This window comes from Microcoleus sp. FACHB-68 (assembly GCF_014695715.1).
GTDB lineage: Bacteria > Cyanobacteriota > Cyanobacteriia > Cyanobacteriales > Oscillatoriaceae > FACHB-68.
On the sequence record NZ_JACJOT010000008.1, the window covers coordinates 383,523 to 398,974 of the forward strand.

A 15,452-nucleotide genomic window follows, 5' to 3' on the forward strand; every position below is an offset into this window, starting at 1 on the left:
AGCCCCGATTGAGAAAATGCCAATCAAAATAGCACAAACCGTTTCAATTAAAAAAACGGTTTAGGGTAAACTTTCCCTTTATTCAGGGTGAACTTTCTAGCACAGTAATAGTAACGGGAAGATCAACCGGCAACTCAGCCATTTGTTTCAAGCCGGCTGACTCTAAAAGTGTTTTCCACTCTTGCGCTAATGCTGGATCGTCAGGGTTTTCGCGGCGTAATTCAGCCAAACTTGCCACAGCTTCATGCCAAATTCCCGCTTCAGCATATAATTTTGCGCGTTCTTGGGGTGCTGCTTTCTGGATCTGACTCGCCACCTCTGAACTCATTTCAGTGTGCTGAGTCCACCCCTCTACAAAAATATCTTTCCGTCGGTTATCTGGGTTACAAACGACTGAAAAATACCAGTGATAATTCTTGCCAGATTCTAACTTTATTTGATTTTTTGGTAAGCTGACACTGACGATGGCCGGTTGCCCAGAAATTGGGATATTTTCTGATCTGTAAATATCCTCTTCGTTTTCATCCTTCAACACAAATTCTGCCATTCGAGCGGAAGTTTGAGGAATATAAACAAAAAATTGAGGAGACTCTGACACCGTTACCCCAAATTCAGCAGTTCCTGGCGTCAAATCTGGCATCAGTGCAGTTAACAGCGGCGCGGAAGTTTTTTCGTCCTGTTCGCAGTTGCCGCTACGAGTTCCCCCACCTACTGTTTCCGGTGCCCCTATGCCTTTTGGCGGTTTATAATCCGCTACCTCAATGGCTTTGCTAGGCAATGCTTTCCCTTGGCTGAGTGAGGTGATCGCTAGAGCGGGAATCGGTATAAAATTAATCGTTAATGCATTAAAAATTACAAGCAAGAAAAATACAGGATGCCGGCGTGAGTTTAGTTCCGTCATTCTAAAGCCTCCTTTTTTAGGAATATCCTTGATTGCTTCACTTTTAACTGAAGGGGAAGTGAATTAACGATGATTTGCTATAAAAGTTTACACTATCGGGCATTTACTTGGAAAGATCACTCTGCCGGCACTTGATAAACCTTAACTGGCTGTTCACGGCCTTTCAATAAAACAGTCCCAATCAGTTCTGTGGGAAATTTGTCCTGAGTGTATTGGCAAGTTTCTTCAGCAATTAAAATCCGGCAAATGCCGCCATCAATCGACTTATCAAAACTTTCTAGGCGCGAGGCGATATTAACCGTATCGCCAATAATGGTGTAATCTTGCCTCTGATTAGATCCCAAGCTCCCAACAACCACTGTGCCGGTGGCGATTCCAACTCGCATGGCAACAGTCGGCTTCCCTTGAATTCGCCACTGCCGATTCAGTGATTTCAAAGCTTCTGCCATTCCCAAGGCACACTTCACCGCTTTTTGAGCATCTAACGCAATTTCTTCAGGAGTGGTGGCGGCAATGGGAATGCCGAAAACTGCCATGACTGCATCCCCAATAAATTTATCAATTGCGCCGTCACAATCCAGAACAATTTGAGCCATTGCACTCATATATTCGTTCAACCAAGACATTAAAAATTTGGGTTCTATTCCTTCGGCAATACTGCTGAAACCTTTTAAATCTGTAAACAGAACGGTTGCCATCATTTCTTGCCCCTGGAGCTGTCCTTCTTCGAGAATTTTATCCCGATCTTGCCAGATTGCTTCTGCTATTTTGGGAGTAACGTGCCGGCCAAATAAATTCATCACTGTTTGGCGTTCTGCACGTTCAATATTCGCAATATAAGCTGTAATTGCGGTCGCAGAGCCGGCCAAGGCAAGGACTGAGGGAACAACCGGAATCCACCAACCCGCTAGAAAAGCGATGAAGGAACCTCCTATGAGAATGGTGCCGGCAATTATAATTGTGATACCTGTCCAAGAAACTGAGTAATAAGTCTTTTTGCCGGCAGCATATCGCCCCATCCAAACTGAGGTTGCCCCAATGATTGACCAACTAAAAATCCATAACATTTCTAATGGTTCAGACCAAACTTTAATCAGAGGCCGGTTATCCAGTGCCGCACTTATAATTTGGCTGATTAAGTTAGCATGAATTTCTACGCCAGAGGTCGGGTTAGGAGATGTATTCAGGCCGCTATCATAAGGAGTATTAAAATAATCTTGTAAACTGAGAGCCGTTGAGCCGATTAATACCACTCGATTGCGGGCGAAATTTGGTGCCACTCTATTTTCCAATACATCGGTCATTGATACAATTTGGAAAGTCTTTCGCGGCCCCCTAAAGTTCATTAATATCTGGTAGCCTTGGTCATTTGTGCGGATATAACTGCCATCATTTGCTCTTAAACGCACAAAGACTGCTTGAGCTAATTGTAAATAGTCGGAATTGACGGCTGCATTTTCAGGTTTAATTCCCTTACTTTCAAGATAAATGAAAGCCAACCTCAGCCCAAAGCTCATTATAGTTTCACCATCTTTTGTTTCCAAAAATAACAAGCCGCGACGGATTTTTCCGTCGGGATCTAATACGAGATTATTTGCTCCAACTTGATCAAGTTTAGTCAAGATTGGTGAGGGATTGACTGCAAAGCCGGTGCCATCTCGACTGACTCTTTTAACTCCAATCAGGTTAGGCGTACTTTTTAAGACTTTGATTAGATTTTGATGACCGGCTCCTACAGGTAAATCTCGATAAATATCTAGTCCAATGGCGCTTGGCTGCTGTTGTTTCAGTTTTTCAATTAACTCGGCAACAGTAGCATCAGGGATAGGCCATTGACCAACTTTTTGGATATCGGATTCAGAAATTCCAACAATAAGGATGCGAGAATCTGCCGGCTCTAGGGGCCGCAGGTGAAAAAACTGATCGAGTGCTGCCCACTCTACAAGCTGTAGTAAGCCGGTTAAGCGCAAGGCTATTAACAGGCCGGCAACACCAAAAGCTCTAAGCAAGACACTGGGCGATTCTCTAACTAGGATATGTCTGATTTTTTCCCACATATCGCTCTTGAGTCTATTTTGAAAAAATATAAAATTTTATTTTATTATAATAAATTAATTATAATCTTTAAATTAGATTGGCGAATTAATTAAACAATTAAATTTACTTATTGGACATTTAGTAACTAAAAAAATAAAATTAATGAAGTCAAAGTAAATGCACTAAAACTACATTTCTTATAAAATTAAGTTTTATTTGATGCAGTTTTAAAGTTTAAGCTCAATAATTGATACTTAGAAGGCTTTCGACGCGCACTAACCTAATTGGGTTAAGGTAGAACTGGTGTGTGAGGCGAGAAAGACTCGGAAAAATTCAGTTATTTGTAACAATGTGAATTCTGATTTTACTAGCCTCTCGCAACACCCCTAGGACTAGAACCTCTGAAATTCTAAATTTATCAACCTCTAAATGAACGCAAAAGGCACTGTAGTATTCGACATCATCGGCACCTGCTTTAGTTTGGACAAGCCCCGCCAGAGATTGGTTGAATTGGGTGCTCCTCCTTATGCTCTCCAACTCTGGTTTGCTCAAACCTTACGGGATGCCTTCGCCCTCTCTCATGCCGGCGGCTACCGACCGCTTAAGGAAGTTCTGGAGGCAGAACTGCCTCGGACGCTCAAAGTGCTGGGCATTGAGGCAGATGCTCAGCAGCGATCACATATAGTAGATGCTTTCTCGGAACTGGAACTGCAACCCAGTGCTTTAGAGGCTTTTCGCATTTTGACGACAGCCGGCTGGAAGCTAGTTGCCCTCACCAACGGCAGTGAAGACTCCACCCGTAAGCTACTAGCCGGTGCGAATGCCCTGGAATACTTCACCGGCATCTTTTCCTGTGATGCCATCAAGAAGACGAAGCCACACCCGGATGTCTACGCCTTGGCGAAGCAGGATGTCTTGGGCGATGTTTGGATGGTTGCTGTTCATGCCTGGGATATTGCCGGTGCTGCCGGTGCCGGCTTGCGAACTGCTTTCATCACGGCGGAGGAGAAAGACTACCTCCATGTTTACCCCCAACCAGAGGTTGTTGCCAGCGACTTAGCAGAAGCCGCACACAAGATCGTGAAGGCTACTGGGCAATAGTTGTTCCTACTGGTTTGAACAAAAACGTTATAGATAGCTTATAGGGCGGGTTTGATCGCTAATTTTTTCTTTGACAGACAAAGCGCCGGTTTTAAATCTGCCTCAAATGATCACTTCTACCTAACTCTTTTGAAAACCGCTAGATTGATGCACGATGATGTCACTAGGGCGATTAACTCTATCTTTTGAATGCTTTTTTCTCTGCCTGTGGGTGGATTAGGTTAACTGTAAATCTTCTCTAAAATCCTAGTAACTTCAAAGTAAAAAACAGAAGAAATTAAATCAAAATAGGGGAATTATAATGAGAATTTTCTTTTGGGTGAGTTTGGCTTTTGTCGGTGTTGGAGCGATCATGCTTCTTCAACCGGCTATTGATTTTCATTAATTCAGATTGGCTTTCCCACAAAAAGACCAATCGATAGTTCACGTTAACCCTTACAAAGGTCTATTTCGGTGGAAACCTGCTTATACAAAAATTCTCTGGGATAAGATGACGCTTCATAACCCAGAGAATAATATATAGCTTATTTATTGAGTGAGGATTTCAAAGTTACTCAACGGTTACAGACTTCGCCAAATTTCTTGGTTGATCCACATCCAACCCACGACGCGCGGCAATATGATAAGCCAGTAATTGTAAGGGAATAACTGTCAATATTGGAGACAGCAACTCATCAACCACCGGCACCGGCAGCAGCTTATCAAATGTCTCAGCCGCCTCGCGATCATTCATGGGTGTTACCCCAATTAATTGCGAGTCTCGCGCCTTGGCTTCCTGGGCATTAGAAAGCACCTTTTCATAAACACTTCCCGGCATTGCAATCGCAACCACCGGCACCTTCGCATCTAGCAGCGCGATCGGTCCGTGCTTCATTTCCCCAGCGGGATAGCCTTCGGCGTGAATATAACTGATTTCCTTCAGTTTCAGCGCCCCTTCTAAAGCGATGGGAAAATTAATTCCGCGCCCTAAAAAGATAAAATCTTTCGTGTCGGCAAACTCGTGGGCTAACTCCTCGATATAACGTTCCTGACTCTCCAAAATCAACTCAATTTGCGCCGGCAGCTGGCGCAACCCTTGAATAATTTCCTCAATTCGGGTTAGTGGCAAAGTTTTGCGCCGATAGGCCAAATCTAACGCTAACCCATAAAACGCCATGAGCTGAGAGACAAACGTTTTCGTTGCAGCCACGCCAATTTCGATGCCGGCACACGTATCAATAATGTGAGGAACTAAGTGACCCAGAGACGACTCAGGCCGGTTTGTAATTCCCAAAAGTCTAGCGTGAAACTTTTCCGATTTGGCGAGACGGCGCTGCACCTCCATTGCCAAAGCCGCCAGGGTATCCGCCGTTTCCCCAGACTGACTGATGCCAACGGTTAGTGTGTTGGGTGTCAGCGGTGCCGGTGCGTAACGAAATTCCGAGGCATACTGCACCATTGTCGGAATTTCCGCCAGCTGCTCTAACAGATATTTACCCACCAAACCGGCGTGCCAACTCGTGCCACAAGCCAAAATTTGAATGTGTTCCAAATCTGCCAGCAGTTCATCTGGCAAACCTAATTTTACGGGGGAATGGCCGGCTTCTGGCTGCCAATCACTATGAAAATATGCCTCTAAACAAGAGCGCACAACACCCGGTTGTTCATAAATTTCCTTCACCATGAAGTGCCGGAAGCCCTGCTTTTCAACAAGCACCGGGTTCCAACTCAGGGTGCGGGGAGTTTTCTTTAAGCGATCACCCGAAAAATTGTAAACTTCAACTCCTAGCGGGGTCAGCCGTGCCAGTTCGCCATTTTCTAGCGGCAGCACCGCACGGGTATGAGCCACCAATGCCGGCGTATCTGAAGCACAGAAAAACTCACCTTGCCCGAAACCGATCACCAGCGGAGCCTGCTGTCTGGCGACAACCATTTCGTCGGGATATTCGGCACAGACAACGGCGATCGCAAACGCCCCTTTTAGGTGATTAACTGCTTTCCGCACCGCTTCTACAAACGGAGATAGCAAAGGGACAAATGCCGGTGCCTCCACGAGCGGTTCCGCTAGATACTCAGCGATTAAGTGGGGGATCACCTCAGTATCGGTATCCGAGCGAAATTCGTGACCCCTAGATTTTAGAGCGTCGCGCAACTCGCGGTAGTTTTCAATAATCCCATTTTGTACAACCGCCACGCGTCTTGCCGTATCCGTATGCGGGTGGGCGTTGTACTCCTCTGGTTTGCCGTGAGTTGCCCAGCGGGTATGTCCGATGCCAATCTGGGCGGGGGTTTCCATACCGGCAAGCTTTTCTCGCAGGTTTTGGAGTTTACCTTTCGCCCGGACGCAGTGAATTTCACCTTCCCAGACAGTCGCAAGGCCGGCAGAATCGTAACCCCGGTATTCGAGTTTCTCTAAGCCTGCCAGCAAAATTTCGCTTGCGTTTTGGGTGCCAATATAGCCAACGATTCCGCACATCTAGAATCCAACTCCTGCTCCGCACATGATGATCAGAATCTACTTGCTACAAACTAAAGGGCTATCAGGAAAACGTCAAGAATCTGGAGGCACAGAAGCCTCAAGACTAGCTTGCCGCCAAAAAAAGAGGGGGCGAGTGGCTCCCTCTGTCACTTTAACCTGAAAGGTCTTGTTTGATGACTGCCAATTCCTCTCAGGGAATGAGTGTTTTGGCCGGTGGCTTAGTACGCCAAGCCCATGCTGCGAGTTGTTTCCGCCCCTAGGTAAACCCGGATGCTCAGAAAGTCGGTAGGGCAAGCCGTTTCACAACGTTTGCAACCGACACAATCTTCAGTCCGAGGAGATGAAGCGATCTGGCCGGCTTTGCAGCCATCCCAGGGCACCATTTCCAAAACGTCTGTAGGGCAAGCGCGGACGCACTGAGTGCAGCCAATGCAGGTATCGTAGATTTTGACTGTATGAGACATGGAATTAAGGCTCCAAACGAGTTCTCAACACTTTTGTACTATGAGTGCGGCTAGCAAATTTAACGACTAGCTTCGCCGCTGTTGAAGGTTAACATCGAAACACTATCTGACTTTCGGGCCAGCGGAAAAAATTCCCAAATGCTTCGACTTCAACCTCCAAGCCGCGTTTGGGATCTGCGGCCTAGTTCTGAATCAAGGCTTAGTTTATCGTAGGGTCGATCCACCGTCCTACAAAAGGCTGCAAAACTTCAAATACCTTAATACTGCGGGTTTGAGCCAGGGGTGGGCCGGAGGGGAAAATTTTGAACGAGTGGCTAGGATCTACGGGCTAGATATCGTCGGATAAAACGTTGTTAACATCCTGACTTTTTAAGGCAGCCAGCCGCCCTCAATTCCGTGCAGGAACTGTTGATCACCTCATGTTGTGATCCCTAGCCCCGGCTCCCTTTTTCCTCCTCCCTGACGTGAACCGGCAGATAAACGCTGAAAGTAGAACCGGCTCCCAACTCGCTTTCAACGATAATTTCACCGCCCATCATTTGACAAAAACTGCGGCTGATTGCTAGTCCCATGCCGGTGCCTCCGTAGCGGCGCGTCGTAGACTCATCTGCCTGGGTGAATGCCTGAAAAATTGTCGGCAGTTGTTCTTGTGTCATCCCAATGCCGGTGTCACGGACTTGAAACCTGATCCAACCCTCAGTGCCGGTGTTAGAAGCCGGTTTCCCATTTGCCCCAGAAGTTAGCAATTGCACCTCAGGATCGTCTTCACGGGAAACATCAAGGATAATCGAGCCATGCTCTGTAAATTTGGTTGCGTTGTCCAGCAAGTTTAAGAGTATCTGCCGCACCTTGATCCAATCAGCGTGCATCGTGCCCATATTATTGGGGCAATTTACAATCAACGTGTTGCTGTTGGCAGTGAGCAACGGTTGAACCCGGTTCTCCACTTCCTTAATTAAGGCTGCTACATCGAACGTATTGAGGTCGAGTTCCATTTGACCCGATTCAATTTTCGAGAAGTCGAGAATTTCGCTGAGCACACCCAGTAATTGCTTGCCAGCTGTATTAATAGTCTGGAGGTCAGCAATAAAATCCATCTGGCCCAAGCCTAACTCGTGGGCATCTTCTTGGAGCAGTTCGCTGTAGCCAATAATGGCCGTCAAGGGTGTGCGGAGTTCATGACTCATATTTGCCAAAAACGAACTTCTGGCTCGATTAGCCGCTTCCGCTGCCGTCTTGGCCTGGTACAATTCTGCCTCGGCTTGCTTGCGCTCGGTGATGTCCCGCGCAAAAATGCAATTGTACTCATGACCATTGACTTTAAAATAATTGATGGTTAGCTCCACAGGGAAAATGTGGCCATCTTTAGTACAGTGCTGAGATTCCAGGCGAATAGAGCCAAGTTGCTTGATTTCTTCCCAATATTCCGACCAGATATAAGGGGGAAAATCTGGGTTGATGTGCTGCAATGAGCGCGAGAGCAACTCCTCGCGGGAGTAGCCCAACGACAGGCAAGCGGCATCGTTGACGTAAAATAACTGCGCCTCTGGTGTGACCCAAAACACAGCATCCGCTGCCCGATTGATGGAGAATTGTAGGACTTTGTGAACTTCTGCGATCCGCTGGCGTTCTACCCGCTCTGCCTGCAAAGCAATGGTGGTATGTCTTAAATGGGTGGCGCACGCCTCCGCTCTCATTTCTAACTCTTCATTGATTTGTCTGAGTTCGGCTTCGGTTTGTTTGTGTTCTGTAATGTCAGACCGGCTCAAAATCAGGCCACCAATTTCACCGGCTGCTGTTTTCCAAGGTTGAATTTGCCACTCGATCCAAACCGACACACCGTCTGATCGGGTGAAATACTCTCGTTCTCGGTATTCTCCTGATCCTGCTAAACACGAAGCGTAAATGTCCTGCCACCGAGACAAATCCTGTTTTTGAAATAGGGGCAGAAACTCATAATGAGAGCGACCAATAATATTCTGATCGCCCTGGCCGCAATCCGTCAGCCACCTGCGAGAAGTCAGCAGGTAGCGCATCTGGCGATCAAGCATTGCTACCGCCGCAGGGGCGTGTTCCAAAAACCGCTGGAAGACCTCTGGATTGTCTGGGGCGTACATGGGTCAGTTCAATGAAGAGTGAAGATTAGAGTGAATTTTCAACATCTTTGTGTCAGGAGTCCCTCGCTTGAGAAATAGGTCGGGACTTATATATTAATAAAGATGCCGATAGTGTGGTTGAGGCGTTTGACTCGGTTGGGACTGAATTGCCCCGTTTATTTCTAAGCCTCCTGCCCTTGATGTCCCCGCCGGCATCCCAGAAGAACAATCTGGCAATAAAACTGATACTCGTTCCATAGATATCATCCTCACGAGTGAGTGCTAAGTCCTTTACCGCATCTCTGCTAAGATGTCCTTTCTGCAAATGCTCATAACCAGTGAGCTTCTAGATCGCCTGAATCCGGGAATGATTCGGCAGTTTGTACTGATCACGGGCTTGTGTGGCAGACAACACTTGCACCTGAGAAATGGCCTTCTCACTCCCCCGCTATCCCGTTGGTTTTGCAGGGGTTGTTAATGTCTTACTTCTTCATTGTCTTAGCTGCTTCTGGATTTGGCAGCTAAAAGCTAAGATTGGCTGTGCGAGGCAAGCAACTATTGCTTTGGAGCAGATCGTAACTGGCACTTGGGAGAATCGCTAGTTGAGCACCGGCAATTTTTCTGATGGTGTTTGGGCTGCGCCACGGTTCGCCTTTCATCACCCTCTGCCGGCAGTTGCAGTCGGTGGATGTCTTTCTCCACTGTATCAACGGCGTCTTCAGGTCGCATCCGCTCCAGTATAAAGGAGCCGGTGACGGGTTGAGTCATTGTTCTCCCATCAGCACCGGCAGGCCACTTTTTCTCTTAACCTACAGTTCAAGCTACTTTACATTTCTTAATATCTATCCCCGAAAATCGTTAAGCTTCATTGCAAAATCAAAAGAAAGCGAAACCGACATGATAACTTTTATCATTGTTGGAAATGGCGCAGAATAAGAGAGGAAAACACTTTGAATTCGCATCTGCCTCAATATCCCAGCTGTTTACTACGGGAAGATATCGGTGAGTACGTGGCCCACCTTCAGCTTCACATGACTTTACAGGCCCGGAATTTGGTTCCGACTCTCACTCAGGCTGGGGATAGCCGCGAGTTGCTTTTGCAGCAAACCCAGGCTCATTTTGAAAAGTTGGTTTCTCGCCAGCCCCTTTAGATTGTTTTAATAAAAATATTTGCAATATTTCAGCAAGTGTGTTGTGAGACAATCGGAGCTTTGTAGCTCCGATTTTTTTTTGCTGCTCACAGTTGAGCCGGTTCGCTCGCAGTCGGGGCAAATGCCCACCTGACGGTAGGTGCAGCCTGTCTATTTGGGAAGCAGTTCCTTCAAAGCCAGGAAATCCGGCAACCCCCTACAAGTTTGAAGGCAACTCAGTATAAACTTCTGAAGCGTGGGGGAAGGCAAGCAAAAATTCCTAATTAAGCGTGACTCGTGCTTTATTCCCAAGTATTATTTGCCTGATCTAACAAAAGACTACCCCGGTTTTAAACGTCTGCTAACTTTTTTCGAGTGATTGGGTGCTGTCAAACTTTACTGATATGAGTCTTCGTTCGGTTGCCATTTTGACTTTGGTGACGCTAGCTGCCGGTGATCTAACTCAAAAAGCTGATGCCTGGAGCTTTGATTTAGACAATCCCCGGCTTAACTGCCTAGCCAAGAAGCAGGCAATCTCGCTTCGGGATACACCGGCACAAAATAAAATACGCCCCTCTTGTATCGAACCCCTCTCAGATGCTCAGTTACTTAAGCCGCCGGCAGTAGTTAACGATAGTTCCTTCTCCCTCGCTGCCGGTGACATCCTCCCCCCTTCTCCTTGGCTGCTCAAAAAAGCCGTTGGGGTAAATGAGCCAATAGTTACAGATGTCAAGATCCGTTTTTTGAATCAACAGGGTGAGACGATTGATGAGAATGGTCAGTTAGTTGCCGGTCGTACCCAAGCGGATTTTATTCTTGCTGAGTTAGAACTCCAGCCCGGTAAGGTGTTTCGTGAAGATGTGCTGGAGGCAGACTTGCGCCGGCTTAGGCGTATGGATTTATTTAACGAGGTGAGGGTTTCTCGTACCCAGAGTGCTGCCGGTGTTGAGCTTGTCTATGAACTCAAAGAGGGCCGTTCCCGTTCCGTTACGCCGAGTTTTGGACGTGATGAGGATATTGGAACTTACGGAGCACTCAGCTATCAAGATAGAAATATTAATGGGATTAACCAGGCGTTTCGGGCGAGGGTGCAAGCAAGCGATCGAGACTTGCAGTATAGTTTGCGCTTTATCGATCCTTACCGCGCCGTGACGCCCAATCGTTTAGGTTACAGAATTGAAGGTTTTCGGCAGCGGGGCTTTTCCAACACATTTAATGAAGGCATTGACTTACCGAATGGTAACTCCATCCGAGAGGGGCGTCTTGGTGGCAGCGTGGCACTGCTGAAGTCTTTTAATCAATGGGATGCGGCACTGGGATTAAATTACACTCGCATTAGTATTCGCGATAAAAACTGGAATCTTGCGCCGGTGGATGAATTTGGTACTCCGCTAAGTGTTAGCGGCACCGGCATTGATGAGCTAGTGACAGTGTCTTTAGGGATGGTGAGAGACGAGCGAAACCGGCGATCTTATCCGTCTGAAGGCTCTCTGCTGAGTTTAAGTATGGAGCAGTCACTGCCAATTGGATTGGGGAATATTTTTCTCAACCGGCTCAAGGCGAATTATCTTCAGTATGTGCCGTTGCAGTTGGTTAGCGGGGGTGCGTCGGCAGATTTGCCAGACGAGTTACAAGAAATGTTTGCATTTAATTTGCAAGCCGGTACGGTAATTGGAGATTTGCCACCCGCTGAGGCATTTAATCTGGGTGGTTTAAATTCAGTACGGGGTTATGAGTTTGGCGATATCGGCAGCGGTCGTAGTTTTGTGTTAGGAGTTATGGAGTATCGTTTCCCAATTATTTCGCCGGTGGGGGGAGTTTTGTTTGCTGATTTTGCCTCTGATTTAGGTTCAGGTGATACAGTGTTGGGCGAGCCGGGTGTGTTGCGGAATAAGCCTGGAAGCGGTTTTGGATATGGGTTTGGCTTACGGGTAAAATCGCCTTTGGGATTGCTGCGGCTTGATTATGGAATTAACGAGCGCGGAGAAAGCCGAATTGAATTGACAACCGGGCAGCGGTTTTAACAAGTACCTTTTAAAAACTAGAAGCCGTACTTTTTATAATTCATAGAAATAAACATTCAGTTTATTAAAGTGGATTTTAGCGATGATCCCACTACTTAAGGGCGAGATTTGAGACTTAAAGTAATATTATTATTGTGTCTCAACTTCAATTCGAGAGCCTTGCGGGGACTTGTAAACCTTGATTTGAGTGGGCAATCTTTCTGCCAAGGCTCGAACATGGGTAATCACTCCAATTAACCGCGATTGCTGCCGCAAAGATTCTAAAATTTGCGTAACAGTTTCCAAAGTTTCTCCATCTAAAGTCCCAAATCCCTCATCCAGAAACAGACTGCCTAGCTGCGCCCCTTGGGATAACTTTTCTGATAAAGCCAGCGCCATTGATAAAGAAGTGGCAAAGGTTTCACCGCCAGAAAGGGTTCGCACGCGCCTGAGTTCACCGCCATTCCAGTTATCTTCTACCCAATATTCTCCATCTTGAATCGTTAGGGCGTAACGGTTTTCTGTGAGTTCCCGTAGCAAAAGTGTGGCGCGAGTCACTAACTCATCTTCTAAATGCTCCAAAATATAGGCTTGAAATTCATTAGATTTGAGATTTTGAGCGAGGGTGTGATAGGTTTCTTCGTGTTCCGCTAAATTTGATTGCTCGGTAAGTAGCCTTTCAGTTTCTTCTAGTTTTTGTTCGGCGACTTGAATCCAAGTTGAAAGTTCTGTTCGCCTGTTTTGCGCTTGTTTAACGTTATCTTCAGCTGCAAGCTTTGCTGTTCGATACTGCGCGATCATCTTGGAAAGCTCAGCGATTTCTCCTTCATCTGTCAGCCGATTTCCGATAACTTCAGTTAAATCTTTAATTCGCGTTTCTAACTGAAGCTTAGATTCCCGATGTTCACGGATAGCAAGCTCCCATTTTGATTGTTCTTTGGTGCCGGCACCGGCAGCTAAAAATGTCTCTTCGGTAAAATTAACAATTAAAAGTTTTTCTTGCCACTCAGCATTTAACTGTTCTTGTTTTTTACCAGCTCGCTCAAGGGCAACGTTTGCTTGCTTGGCTCTTTCTTCTAATTGAATAAAATTGTTATAAGCAGTTTGATAGGTAGTTTCCGCGACTTTCAACCGGCTTGCCAATTCTTGCTGCTGCTGTGCTAAATTACTTGCCAAAGTTTCGTAAGGCTGATTGTCTGTTAGTTCATAAAGTTTGGCAGCAATGGATTGTAACTGTTGCTGCCGGCGCTCGACTTCTGCGGTTGCGGTTTGATATTCTGTTTGTGCCGTAATCTCAGTCTGTTGGGCAAACTGTAGCGTTTGTTGTGCCGATTCCACTTCAGCAGAGGCTTTTTGTAATTGTTGCTCTGCTTGCCGGTATTTTACATCGCCGGCTTGAAGCGCCTCCTGTTCCCGCGTTAGCTCTTTAGCTTGCCACTCCTCAACCCCCAGCACAGCACTGATTTGTTCCTGTAATGCGCCGATCCTTCGCTGCGTCTGTGCCGTTGCCTGAGCCAAATCCAGCGCTTTCTGCTTGTGCGCCTCCAGTGCTGCTTCCGCCTTCGTTGCCGCCATCTGAGCCGCTAGCAGTGCCCGTTGAGCGGCAGTTTCACGTCCTCGCAATGGGGCGATATCTACAACCGTGACTGCCGGCACCGGCGGCAAATTCTCTATTTCCGGATGTTCGCTTCCGCATACGGGGCAAGAATCTCCCGGTTTTAACAACATCCGTAAGCCAGCAGCGCGATCTCGAAGTGCCGCTTCAGCATTTGCCTGCTCAGCCGCTTCTAACGCCGCCCGAATCTGTTGTAAATCCCGTTGAGTTTCTATCAGATTCAAATCGGCTGCTTTGTAAGTTTGCTCAGCAGTTTCCCGATCTTGATTTATTTTTTCTAACTGCTTTTGCTGTGTGGTTACTTGTTGCTCTATCACTTGATATTCTATCAATAAAGGAGCAACCTTGTTAAGCTGTTCTAACCGTTCTCCTCCAGGTGAGTGCTGAGACAGTAATGCCCTCGATTCGGCCATTTGCAGGTTAGCATTTTGAACTTTAGTTTCAGCCGCTTTTATCTGTTTTTGAGCAGCTTGTAACTGACGATTTTTTTCCTGTAGCGTTGCTTGTGCCATCGCCACTTCTTTGGCTAGTGAAGTGCGCTGTTCCTCATAAGCTTTGGCAGCCGCAAGGGCATCTTCACGGGCTTTTAGTTGAGGAGCTACTGCCTCATTATGCGCTCGGACTTCCTCAAGTTGCTGCTGTTGAATGCTGAGTTTAAATTGTGCTTGATTGAAAGCAACGGATGCAGTGCGAGCAATATTTTCAGCATTTGTAAATGAAGCACGAGCCTCTTGGACTAAAGCCCAATCTTTTTCTAACTGACTGGCAGCTTGCGCTCGCTCTAAGCGCACTTGCAAGGCTGCTATTTCAGAGGATTTAATATTTAAATTAGCGAGTTGCTGCTGTAACTCTTTGAAGCGGGTGATTTGCGTGAATATCCGCTCAGATTCATCAAGCGCTTTCTGAGCATTTAAAACTGCTTGATTGAATGCCGGCATCTCTTGCTCTAGAAGGGTGAGTTGTGCTTGCTTTTCATCCACTTCCGTAAGAGCCGGCGCATCCAATTCAGCAAGCCGGCGTTCGAGCATTTCCCGCTCTTGTTTCAGCAGTTTTGCTAACTCAGCCGCCTCCTTCCGCATCCGCTCAAAAATCTCAAATCCTGCCAAAGATCGCAAGATTTCCCGGCGTTTTGCTGTGTCACCTTTTAAAAATTCATCAAACTTGCCTTGTGGCAGGACAATCACCCGTGTGAAGGTGTCAAAATCCATCCCCAAAATCTGTTCTAGTGTTTTTTGAACAGCAACCGTGCTAGTTCCTAAAGTTTCCCATTCGCTATTTTGCCACCCTTCCAACAGCACTTTATTTTCCGGAGAACTCGCACGATATCGCCACCGGCGCGTTACTCGATATTGCGATCCACCCACTGCAAAACGCAGTTGAACTTTTAAATTAGTTGCTCCCTGACTGACTAAATCGCTAACTTGTTTTCCTGTGCGGGCAGTTGTGCCATAAAGCGCGTAAGTCATGGCATCCAGCAAGGAAGATTTACCGGCACCTGTTGCGCCGGTGATTGCGAATAAATCTAGATCTGAAAAATCCAGACGTTGTTCACGGCGAAAGCTGGTAAATCCTTCAAGTAAAAGTTCTAGGGGACGCATAAAGGTTTAGGTTTTATATCAAGTCGCGCTGGGAAAGGTGTGGTTGGGG

The 15,452-nt window shown here is 46.7% G+C and carries 11 protein-coding genes; 3 read left to right on the forward strand and 8 right to left on the reverse strand.

Going from position 1 to position 15,452, the window contains the following annotated elements; all coding sequences use genetic code 11:
• Positions 1–82: 82 nt before the first annotated feature.
• A complete protein-coding gene (locus H6F73_RS10615) occupies positions 83–901 on the reverse strand; it encodes a DUF928 domain-containing protein (protein ID WP_190758744.1) in 819 nt (272 codons plus the stop codon).
• 116 nt (positions 902–1,017) lie between these two features.
• The gene (locus H6F73_RS10620) at positions 1,018–2,910 is read right to left on the reverse strand and encodes an adenylate/guanylate cyclase domain-containing protein (RefSeq protein WP_242072412.1); all 1,893 of its coding nucleotides are present in this window, start codon (positions 2,908–2,910) and stop codon (positions 1,018–1,020) included.
• A 457-nt stretch (positions 2,911–3,367) separates the two neighbouring features.
• Between H6F73_RS10620 and H6F73_RS10625 the strand changes: the two genes are divergently transcribed.
• Positions 3,368–4,039, forward strand: coding sequence for an HAD family hydrolase (locus H6F73_RS10625; RefSeq protein ID WP_190758746.1), 672 nt, complete (start codon positions 3,368–3,370; stop codon positions 4,037–4,039).
• Positions 4,040–4,589: 550 nt separating this feature from the next.
• On the opposite strand, the gene glmS is transcribed toward H6F73_RS10625, so the two are convergent.
• The 5 genes from glmS to H6F73_RS10650 form a co-directional block, all read right to left on the reverse strand.
• Positions 4,590–6,494, reverse strand: coding sequence for a glutamine--fructose-6-phosphate transaminase (isomerizing) (glmS, locus tag H6F73_RS10630; protein ID WP_190758747.1), 1,905 nt, complete (start codon positions 6,492–6,494; stop codon positions 4,590–4,592).
• 221 nt (positions 6,495–6,715) lie between these two features.
• Positions 6,716–6,961 carry a photosystem I iron-sulfur center protein PsaC gene (gene psaC, locus H6F73_RS10635; protein WP_009556083.1) on the reverse strand — a complete coding sequence of 82 codons (246 nt, stop codon included), beginning with the start codon at positions 6,959–6,961 and terminating at the stop codon, positions 6,716–6,718.
• 431 nt (positions 6,962–7,392) lie between these two features.
• Positions 7,393–9,078 carry a PAS domain S-box protein gene (locus H6F73_RS10640; RefSeq protein WP_190758748.1) on the reverse strand — a complete coding sequence of 562 codons (1,686 nt, stop codon included), beginning with the start codon at positions 9,076–9,078 and terminating at the stop codon, positions 7,393–7,395.
• Positions 9,079–9,171: 93 nt separating this feature from the next.
• The gene (locus H6F73_RS10645; RefSeq protein WP_190758749.1) at positions 9,172–9,315 is read right to left on the reverse strand and encodes a hypothetical protein; all 144 of its coding nucleotides are present in this window, start codon (positions 9,313–9,315) and stop codon (positions 9,172–9,174) included.
• Positions 9,316–9,612: 297 nt separating this feature from the next.
• Positions 9,613–9,825, reverse strand: coding sequence for a hypothetical protein (locus tag H6F73_RS10650; RefSeq protein ID WP_190758750.1), 213 nt, complete (start codon positions 9,823–9,825; stop codon positions 9,613–9,615).
• 182 nt (positions 9,826–10,007) lie between these two features.
• On the opposite strand from H6F73_RS10650, the gene H6F73_RS26510 reads away from it, so the two are divergent.
• Positions 10,008–10,208: a hypothetical protein gene (locus tag H6F73_RS26510; RefSeq protein ID WP_242072413.1), complete on the forward strand. Its 201-nt coding sequence runs from the start codon at positions 10,008–10,010 to the stop codon at positions 10,206–10,208.
• A gap of 383 nt (positions 10,209–10,591) precedes the next feature.
• Positions 10,592–12,211, forward strand: coding sequence for a BamA/TamA family outer membrane protein (locus H6F73_RS10655; RefSeq protein ID WP_190758751.1), 1,620 nt, complete (start codon positions 10,592–10,594; stop codon positions 12,209–12,211).
• 129 nt (positions 12,212–12,340) lie between these two features.
• Here H6F73_RS10655 and H6F73_RS10660 read toward each other — a convergent pair whose 3' ends face one another.
• Complete coding sequence (locus H6F73_RS10660) at positions 12,341–15,403, reverse strand: SMC family ATPase (RefSeq protein WP_190758752.1); 3,063 nt, start codon at positions 15,401–15,403, stop codon at positions 12,341–12,343.
• Positions 15,404–15,452 lie beyond the last annotated feature (49 nt).